Here is an 8900-nt window from a genome sequence, read left to right on the forward strand (position 1 = left end):
CAACCAGAGAGGCAACGGCAACAACAAAGGCGAAATTCGGGGGTCTCTCCACTACGTCGCGCGATGAGGCCGCGCGACTTCGGTCGAGATGACGCTTCATTGGGGTTGAGGAGAGTTTTCGATGCGATTACGCTTCATTGGGAATCGGCATGGGTTGTGACTTCTTGGGTTAAGGAGAGTTATCGATGCGGTTAGGGTTGTTTACACCGATATTTAATGGGTTGTCGTTGGATGATCTGCTGGTGGAGTTGAAGAAGTATCCGCAGATTGAAGCGCTGGAGATTGGGACTGGTGGGTGGCCGGGGAGCAGCCATCTTGATCTGGATGCTTTGCTTGCAAGTAAAGAGGCGGCGCGGGCGTATCGGTCGAAGTTGGAGGACGCGGGGCTGACGATCAGTGCGTTGTCGTGCCATGGAAACCCGGTGCATCCGAAGAAAGAAGTTGCAGGACGAGACGATGAACTGCTGCGGAAGACGGTGAGGCTGGCGGAGCAGATTCATGTGCCTGTGGTGGTTACGTTTTCCGGGTGTCCGGGTGGTTCGGCGCAGGATGTGACGCCAAATTGGATTACGGCGGCGTGGCCTCCGGAGTTTTCCGATGCTCTGGCGTGGCAGTGGGAGGAGCGGCTGATTCCCTACTGGAAGGGTGCGGCTCAGTTTGCGAAGGATGCTGGGGTGAAGGTGGCGCTGGAGGCTCATCCGGGGTTTTGTGTGTATAACCCGGAGACTGTGCTGCGTCTGCGGGCGGCTGTTGGTGATTCGGTTGGGATTAATTTAGACCCGAGCCATCTGTGGTGGCAGGGGATCGATATTCCTGCGGCGATTGCTGCGCTGGGGGATGCGATCTTTCACTTTCATGCGAAGGATGTGGCGATCAATGCGGCAATGCGCGATGTGAATGGCGTGCTGGATACGAAGAGTTATCGCGAGATGGCGAAGAGGTCTTGGCTGTTTCGCTCGGTTGGGTGGGGGCATGGTGAGTTGGAGTGGAAGCGGATTGCCTCTGCGTTGCGCCTTGTTGGGTATGACTATGTGATGAGTATCGAGCATGAGGATGCTCTGGCTTCTACGCAGGAGGGGCTGGCTTCGGCGATTGGGATGCTTTCGCGGGTGCTGCTGAAGGAGCCTCCTGTGGAGGCCTGGTGGGCTTAGAGGCGCGTGTCCTGCCGGACGGGCCCACTACGCGTGGAGCGGGCGTTCGCACGCCTTTTTAGAGCTTCGCGTGGTCCTCCCGTTGGTCGGCACGAGATCCAAACTCGCGACCAACGGGAGCGTCGAGCGAAGCGGTATACACGTCACGAAGTGACCGCCCTCCGCGGAGGAGGCCCGTCCGGCAGGACATATCTTTCGAATCAGAGAGGCGCTTCGATAGGGGTTGCGCCTGCGCTTTCAGCGGCTGTGACTGGTGAGTTCTCCTTGTCGGTGAAGGTAACTAGGAAGAGCACGAGGACCGCTGCTGAGGCAGAGGCGGCTACGATCCAGATGGACTGCCACGAGTGAACCGTTGCCCCGGTCGCGGAGGTGGTGGTGTATCGCTCTACGACTGCTCCGGAGAGCCAGGAGCCGACGAACATGCCGGCACCGTAGGTGATGAAGGTGATGAGGCCCTGCGCTGCTGCTCGTAGCGCGTGAGAGGCCTTGCGGTCGATGTAGATCTGGCCGGTGACGAAGAAGAAGTCGTAGCAGATGCCGTGGAGAAGGATGCCGAGCCAGAACATCCAAACTTTGCTGTCTGCGTTGCCGTAGGCGAAGAGGAGATAGCGGAGCACCCAAGCTGACATTCCCGCGACGAGCATGTACTTGACTCCGAGGCGTCGGAAGAACCAGGGGATGAGTAGCATGCAGAAGAGCTCGGACATCTGGCCGCCGGTCATCTTGCCTGCGGCGTTGTGGACGCCTGCTTCGTTGAGGAAGAGATTGGTGAAGGCGTAGTAGAACTGCAGCGGGATGCAGATGAGGAAGGATGCGATGGCGAAGACGGCCATGGAACGCTCGCGGAGGAGAGCGATGGCTTCTCGGGGGAAGATGCTGGAGAGGGTGAAGCGGCCTTCGCGCGCGAGTGGCGGTGTGTCGGGGAGGGTGAGGCAGTAGAGGGCCATCAGGATGGAGAGGGCGGCGGCTAGTTGCAGGGGGCGGGCGGTGGCTTCGAGGCGGAGGGTGCCAACGAGGAGGCCGGCGGTGATCCAACCGGCGGTGCCGAGGACGCGGATGGGGCCGAACTCGAGCTTGGGGTCGGACATTTGGCGGAAGGCGAGGGAGTTGGTGAGGGCGAGGGTGGGCATGAAGCAGAGGCAGTAGAGGAGGAGCAGCGGGTAGATGGCGCTGAAGACGATCTGTTGCGAGGCGAGGAAGAGGAGGATGCCGCCAAGGAGGTGGAGGCCGGCGAGGACGCGCTGGGTGGCAAAGAGCTTGTCGGCGATGAGGCCGACGAAGAAGGGGGCGATCATGGCTCCGACGGCGGTGGTGCCGGCGGCGAGGCCGATTTGCTGGCCGGTGAAGTGGAGGGACGAGGCGAGCCAGGTGCCGACGGTGACGTACCACGCTCCCCAGATGAAGTACTCGAGGAACATCATTGCGCCGAGTCGTAGACGGATCTGCATGTTCACGTTGGGGTGTTCCCTTCTTGTTTCGCTGCTTGTTTTGCGCTGCTTGTTCCGCTACTTGGATTAGGGTAACGCGAAGGCTACGTAGGCTGCGCCTTGAGGGCCTTTGGGGTTGCGTGCATTGCTGGTGGCGATGACGACGTACTGGCGACCGTCGACCATGTAGGTGGCGGGGGTGGCGTTGCCGGCGTAGGGTAGGTCGCCTTGCCAGAGGAGGGTGCCGGTGCGGCTGTCGAAGGCGCGGATGGTGTGGTCGAAGTTGGTGGCGGCGATGAAGACGATGCCGCTGGCGGTGACGATGGGGCCGCCGTAGTTTTCGCTGCCGGTGTCTTTGAGGCCTTTGGCGGCGAGTTCGGGATAGTTGCCGAGGGGGATCTTCCAGAGATATTTGCCGGTGTTGAGGTCGATGGCGTTGAGGGTGCCCCAGGGCGGCTGGACGGCGGGGTAGCCATCGGGATCGAGGAACTTTCGGTAACCGGTGAAGCGGTATTTGGCGAGTCCGCCGGGTGGGGCCAGGGCGGATTCGATTTCCTTCTTGGAGGAGTTGTTGGAGGTGACGGCGGCTTCGAACATGGGGGAGGCGCTGTCGCCGAGGAAGCGGAGGAGGGCCGAGGTGTCGGCGTCAGTGAGCTTGTGGAAGGCGGGCATGCGGCCTTTTCCGGTGTGGATGTTGGCGAGGATCTGCTGGTCGGTGAGGCGGAGGCGGACGCCGATGAGGCCGGGGTAGTTGGAGGGGGCGCCTAGGAGATCGTCGCCGTGACAGATGGCGCAGTTTTTGTCGTAGATTTTGGCGCCGGCTATTTCAGAGCGGTTGGCGGATTTGGGTGTGAAGGATGTGGCGCTGCCGCCGGTGTCGCCGGTTTTGAGATATTCGAGGACAGCGATGAGGCGCGCGGCTTCGACGTTGGGGAAGGAGGGCATGCGGCCTTTGCCGTTGTGGATGATCTCGGTGACCTGGGCGTCGGAGAGGCGCTTTTGTTCGTCGATGAGCGAGGGGAAGGCGGGAGGATTGCCTTTGCGGTCGCCTCCGTGGCAGACGGAGCATTGGCTTTGATAGACCTTGGCGCCGAGGCTGCCGCCTTGTTTGTTTTCGGTGAGGCCGCCGGTCCAGACGATGTCGTTGGCGTTGATGTAGATGACGCCGGTTTTGATGTCGACGGCTGAGCCGCCCCACTCGGCGCCGCCGTCGAAGCCGGGGAAGACGACGGTTTGCTTGTCGACGGCGAAGGGGACGAAGATGCCGTTGCTGATGAAGGATTTGAACTGCTCGGTCGCCCAGGCGTGCGCTTCGGGGGTGCGGGTGGTGAGCATGTCGGCGGTGAGGAGTTGGCGGGCGTAGGGAGCGGGGAGCGATGGGACTGGCTGAGTGGGTGAGGCTTTTTCGCCGGGAGCGGTGGAGGCGGGAAAGGCGTGCTCTGCGATGGGGAAGAGCGGGTTGCCGTTGGTGCGGTCGAAGAGGAATAGGTAGCCTTGCTTCGTGGTCTGGGCTACGGCGTCTACCTGTTTGCCGTGAGAGCGAACGGTGACGAGGGAGGGAGGTGAGGGGAAGTCGCGGTCCCATATGTCGTGATGAACGCCCTGGAAGTGCCAGAGGCGTTGGCCGGTGTTGGCGTCGAGAGCGAGGAGCGTGTTGGCGTAGAGGTCGTCGCCGATGCGGTCGGAGCCGTAGAAGTCGTTGACTGCGGAGCCAGTGGGAACGTAGACGATGGCGCGCTTTTCGTCGAGGGCCATGCCAGCCCAGTTGTTGGCTGAGCCGGTGATCTTCCAGGCGTCTTTGGGCCAGGTCTCGTAGCCGGGTTCGCCGGGAAGGGGGATGGTATGGAAGATCCAACGGAGCTTGCCGGTGTGAACGTCGTAGGCGCGGATGTCGCCGTGAAGTGCGGGTTGGGTCTCCGGTGCGCGGAAGCCGACGATGATCATGTCTTTATAGACGAGGCCGGGGGTGGTGAGGGCGGCGAAGGATTGAGTGACGTCTTTTTCGTTGAGATCTTTGCGGAGGTCGATCTTGCCGCCGTCACCGAAGGAGGAGATGAGTTTGCCGGTTGCGGGATCGATCGCGTAGAGGTTGCTCAGAAGACCGGCGAAGAGAATGCTTTGGGTTCCGTCGGTCCAGTAGCTGAGACCACGTGTGGGTTGCAGGCCGGGGGTTCCGGTGCTGAAGGTCCAGAGATTTTTTCCGGTGGCTGCGTCGAGCGCGATGACTTTTTGCGTTGGGGTGAAGCCGAAGAGAACGCGGCCGACGATCAGCGGATTGGTCTGGAGGCCGCCGGGCTCCTTGGTGTCGAAGCTCCATGCGACTTTGAGTTTGTGGACGTTGGTGCGGTCGATCTGATGGAGGGCGGAGTAGTGATCGTCTGCGCTTTGACCGCCGTAGACTGGCCAGTCCGTGCGAGGTGGGGTGTGCTTTGCCTGTGCGTCGGCTACGGTGAGAAGGTGTCCGTTGTTTCCAAGGCTAAATGCTAAGCCGCCCGCAAGTAGAGCGGGGGCCAGTTTGCCAGTGACGGACCTTTGTATTTGCATCTTCACGTTTTTCACTGGGCCCATGGGCTAGTCCGTGTATTTGATGATTTGCATGAAGCCGTAGTCCATGTGGAGTTGCTGATGGCAGTGCAGGAGCGAGTCGCCTGGATTGTCTGCGACGAAGTCTACGGCAACGGTTTGAAGCGGCATGACGTTGACGGTGTCCTTGATGAGTCCGCTGAGGTGCTGATCTTCGACTCTGGTGACTTCAAAGCTGTGCCGGTGCAGGTGGATCGGGTGCTGGTCGCCGCTCGCGTTACGGAAGAGCATGCGATAGCGTTTGCCATGCTTGACCTTGAGTGGTTTGACGTTGGGCCATGCATCGCCGTTGATGGTCCAGGTATCGAACTTCGAGTTGTTGAGCGCACCGGCATCGCGGAAGGTCAGGGTGAAGGTCTCCTCCGGCTCTGGGACTGGATCTTTGGCGGCGAAGCGGGTGTAGTCCCATTCGGCGGGAGCGGGATCGCGCCAGATGGGTTCGCCGGATTTGCCGGCGTACTCGACGACGACTCCCAGGCCTATGTCGCGGCTCTCCTTCAGGGTCGAACCGAGAATCCAGACGCCTGGAGAGTTCATCTCGACGATGGCATCGACGCGTTCTGCGACCGCGAGGGAGAGCACTTCGACGGAGTATGGATTGGGGACAGGGTTGCCGTCCATGGCGATGACCTTGAAGGTATGGCCGGGGAGAGCGAGAAGCACATTTTCTGTCGCGCTTGCGTTCAAAAGGCGGAAGAGAACGCGCTCTCCTTGTTTGACGCGAATGGGTTCACCTGCGCCGAGCATGTGCGCATTGATGGTGGCGTGATCGTAGCCCACGTCGGAGCCGGTGGTCTGTGGCATGTTCTGCGATTCGGCGCGCATGGTTTCGACCATCGGGACGAAGTGAGGACCCCAATGGCGGATTGCGAGGTTGACTTCCTTGTCGTGACGGCCTGGGTCAGGTGCGCCGTCGACGAGAAGAAAACCGAACTGGCCGGTGTAGGCGGCGAGGGAGAGATCGCCCATGGCCATGGCATGGGTGTGATACCAGCGGGTGCCGGAGGGGTTGGGTGTCAGTTGATATCGTAAGGTCGCCCCTGGTGCGATCAAGGGAGAACCTTCTTCCACCGCACCGTCATTCAAGGGATCTGTGGTGAGGCCGTGCCAATGGACGAGGTCTGGATTTTTGGAAGCGTTGGTGACATCGATCGTCACTGGCTTCCCCTTTTTCAAACGGAGCAAGGGACCCGGGATCTGACTGTTGTACGCGACGGTGTTGATCTGAACGCCGTGGCCGATGTCCAGAGTGCAAGGCTCGATTCGCAGACGCAAATCGGGCGAGTGTTCCGATGCTGCCAGTCCCCAGGTGATCCGTGGCCCCGCAGCATGTGCCAGCGTTGCTCCTGTTGCGGCTAAGAAACTTCTCCGGTTCATCAAGGCTCGTTTCGTGCTCGAGATCTTATTCAGGGACGTCTTAGAGTAATGAGCGCCTGGGGAAACAAGCAACAGCAAAAGCGAAATGCGGGGGTCTCTCCACTCCGCCGTGCGATGAGACAGCACGCCTCCGGTCGAGATGACGCATCTTTTATCACTTATCTCTGGGGTCTTTGGACAGTTTCTTATTTCTCCAGGGGGAATCTGCTGGTGTGCGAATATAGGATCACCTTTCTACTTTGATGTATGAGGATCGCGCCTTGAGATCGATTGCCGCTTGTTTGATTTCCGTTGCTTTGACGCCTGTGCTTTATGCTCAATCGAACCAGTTGCCGAATGTCGATAAGACGCTTGCCCGGGACATCTTTCAACAGTTGATCGAGACGAATACGACCGACTCAATTGGTAGCACGACCTTAGCGGCCGATGCGATGCGGAAGCGGCTGCTCGATGCCGGGTTTGCGGAGGCGGACGTGGTGGTACTGGGACCGAATGATAGGAAGGGCAACATGGTGGCGCGGTATCGCGGACGACCTGGCTCGACGCTGAAGCCGGTTCTGATCATCGCTCATATTGATGTCGTCGAGGCGAAACGCTCGGATTGGACGACTGATCCGTTTCAATTTGTCGAGAAGGATGGCTACTTTTACGGCCGCGGAACGCAGGATATGAAGGACAGCGACGCTGCGGTGGTCGAGAGCTTTATCCGAATGCACCGTGAGGGATTTGTTCCGAACCGCGACATTATTCTTGCGCTGACTGCGGACGAAGAGGGTGGAAAGTCGAACGGTGTGGATTGGCTGTTGAAGAATCATCGCGATCTGATCGATAGCGCGTTTGCGCTGAATCCGGATTCGGGCGGACCTGAGTTGGAGAAAGGCAGAGCTGTGAGCATGGGAGTGGAGGCGACGGAGAAGCTCTATGCCGACTACCGCGTGACCGCGACGAATCCGGGAGGACACAGTTCCCTGCCCCGGCCTGACAACGCGATCTACCATGTTGCCGATGCGTTGGGGCGATTGGAGAAGACGACGTTTCCCTTGGAGACGAATGAAGTGACGCGCGTCTATTTTGCCAGCAGTGCGAAGACGGAAAAGGGACAGCTGGCGGAGGATCTTACCGCTGTGTCTGGGCCTGTGCCGGATGCGGCGGCTGCGCAGCGATTGTCGAAGGATATGATCTACAACTCGCTACTGCATACGACCTGCGTTGCGACGATGATGTCTGCCGGTCATGCGCCGAATGCGCTGCCGGGGAGTGCGGTCGCGAACGTCAACTGCCGCATCTTTCCGGGACATTCGCAGGAGGAGATTCGCCAGGAACTGATTCGCATCTTTGCCGATCCGACGCTGAAGGTGCAGTATGTCACCAACGCTGGCGAGGTGCTGGAGAATGGGTCGGATCGTAAGTCGATGGCTCCGCCGCCGCTGGAGCCGGTGGTGTTCAAGCTGCTTGAGGCGACCGTGAAGTTGATGTGGCCGGGGATACCGGTGATCGCCGAGATGGAGACCGGAGCGTCGGACAGTATTTATACGATGGATGCGGGGATTCCGAGTTATGGGTTTTCGGGCATGGGCGTGGATCGGGATGATGACCGTGCTCATGGCCGCGATGAACGGATTCGTTCCGTCGATTTTTATAACGGAGTTGAGTTTGAGTATCTGTTCCTGAAGGCGCTCACCTCGCAATAGGCTGGTGGGAACGAGTTCTTCTTTTGAGAGGCTTTCTTTATTTCTTTCTGGTGCGCGAGGGTAAGCCGGCGTGCCTGAGGAGCCACGCCTCCTGTTGGCGATAGACGGGAGTCGATAGGACCATGCTGGTTGTGGGCATTCCGTAGGGGAGCAGACGTTCGATGAGGGGCTCCAGCTGATCGATGGAGGAGAGCCGAACTTTGATGAGAAAGGCTTCTCCGCCGGTGATGTGATGGCACTCCTGAACGGCGTCGATGGTGGGGAGGAACTTGAGGAAGGGACGGTAGTGGGTGTTGTCGCAGGTGAGGCGGATGAAGGCCATGACGGAGTAGCCGAAGGCTTTTTCGTCGAGCAGAGCACGGTATCCGAGGATGACCTTCGCGCTCTCGAGCTGATGGATTCGTTCGGCTACGGCGGAGGGCGAGAGACCTACCTTGCGGCCAAGCTCTGCGTAAGAAGTTCGGGCGTCTTCGGCAAGCATACGGACGATGTTGTGGTCGATGGGATCGAGATCATGAGCCATGGATATCGCCTCTCCGTTTTCGAAATTCAGAGCCAGAATTTGCAGTTTGTCTAAAGACTTGCTACGAGTGTATCGTGCGCTGATCATGCCGTGTTCGATTGATTCGACTTTTCCTGATCGCTTCTACCAATGTTTACTCTGATTATCG

Annotated in this window: 6 protein-coding genes; 2 read left to right on the top strand and 4 right to left on the bottom strand. The window is 59.6% G+C overall.

Annotated features, from left to right (window positions below):
• Positions 1-185: 185 nt before the first annotated feature.
• Entirely contained in the window at positions 186-1151 is a 966-nt protein-coding gene (locus tag RBB81_RS00625; RefSeq protein WP_353072339.1) for a sugar phosphate isomerase/epimerase family protein, read from the top strand.
• Between the two features lie 200 nt (positions 1152-1351).
• Here the strand turns inward: RBB81_RS00625 and RBB81_RS00630 are convergent, their stop codons facing one another.
• The 3 genes from RBB81_RS00630 to RBB81_RS00640 all read right to left on the bottom strand — a co-directional run bounded on the left by RBB81_RS00630 (position 1352) and on the right by RBB81_RS00640 (position 6538).
• Positions 1352-2599, bottom strand: a complete 1248-nt coding sequence (locus RBB81_RS00630; RefSeq protein WP_353073879.1) for an MFS transporter — start codon at positions 2597-2599, stop codon at positions 1352-1354.
• A 66-nt stretch (positions 2600-2665) separates the two neighbouring features.
• Positions 2666-5122 (bottom strand): c-type cytochrome, encoded by a 2457-nt coding sequence (locus tag RBB81_RS00635; RefSeq protein WP_353072340.1) that lies wholly within the window; start codon positions 5120-5122, stop codon positions 2666-2668.
• A gap of 27 nt (positions 5123-5149) precedes the next feature.
• The gene (locus tag RBB81_RS00640) at positions 5150-6538 is read right to left on the bottom strand and encodes a multicopper oxidase family protein (RefSeq protein ID WP_353072341.1); all 1389 of its coding nucleotides are present in this window, start codon (positions 6536-6538) and stop codon (positions 5150-5152) included.
• Between the two features lie 260 nt (positions 6539-6798).
• On the opposite strand from RBB81_RS00640, the gene RBB81_RS00645 reads away from it, so the two are divergent.
• The gene (locus RBB81_RS00645) at positions 6799-8229 is read left to right on the top strand and encodes a M20/M25/M40 family metallo-hydrolase (RefSeq protein WP_353072342.1); all 1431 of its coding nucleotides are present in this window, start codon (positions 6799-6801) and stop codon (positions 8227-8229) included.
• A gap of 37 nt (positions 8230-8266) precedes the next feature.
• Here RBB81_RS00645 and RBB81_RS00650 read toward each other — a convergent pair whose 3' ends face one another.
• The gene (locus RBB81_RS00650; RefSeq protein ID WP_353072343.1) at positions 8267-8752 is read right to left on the bottom strand and encodes an Lrp/AsnC family transcriptional regulator; all 486 of its coding nucleotides are present in this window, start codon (positions 8750-8752) and stop codon (positions 8267-8269) included.
• Between the last annotated feature and the right edge of the window lie 148 nt (positions 8753-8900).

The sequence above is a fragment of the Tunturibacter gelidoferens genome (assembly GCF_040358255.1).
In the GTDB taxonomy this organism is placed as follows: domain Bacteria; phylum Acidobacteriota; class Terriglobia; order Terriglobales; family Acidobacteriaceae; genus Edaphobacter; species Edaphobacter gelidiferens.

What these genes read in the sequence shown, in the direction of transcription:
- RBB81_RS00635 (WP_353072340.1), bottom strand. Translation starts at nt 5,122, where the DNA reads ATGCAAATACAAAGGTCCGTCACTGGCAAACTGGCCCCCGCTCTACTT.
- RBB81_RS00650 (WP_353072343.1), bottom strand. Translation starts at nt 8,752, where the DNA reads ATGGCTCATGATCTCGATCCCATCGACCACAACATCGTCCGTATGCTT.
- RBB81_RS00630 (WP_353073879.1), bottom strand. Translation starts at nt 2,599, where the DNA reads ATGCAGATCCGTCTACGACTCGGCGCAATGATGTTCCTCGAGTACTTC.
- RBB81_RS00625 (WP_353072339.1), top strand. Translation starts at nt 186, where the DNA reads ATGCGGTTAGGGTTGTTTACACCGATATTTAATGGGTTGTCGTTGGAT.
- RBB81_RS00640 (WP_353072341.1), bottom strand. Translation starts at nt 6,538, where the DNA reads ATGAACCGGAGAAGTTTCTTAGCCGCAACAGGAGCAACGCTGGCACAT.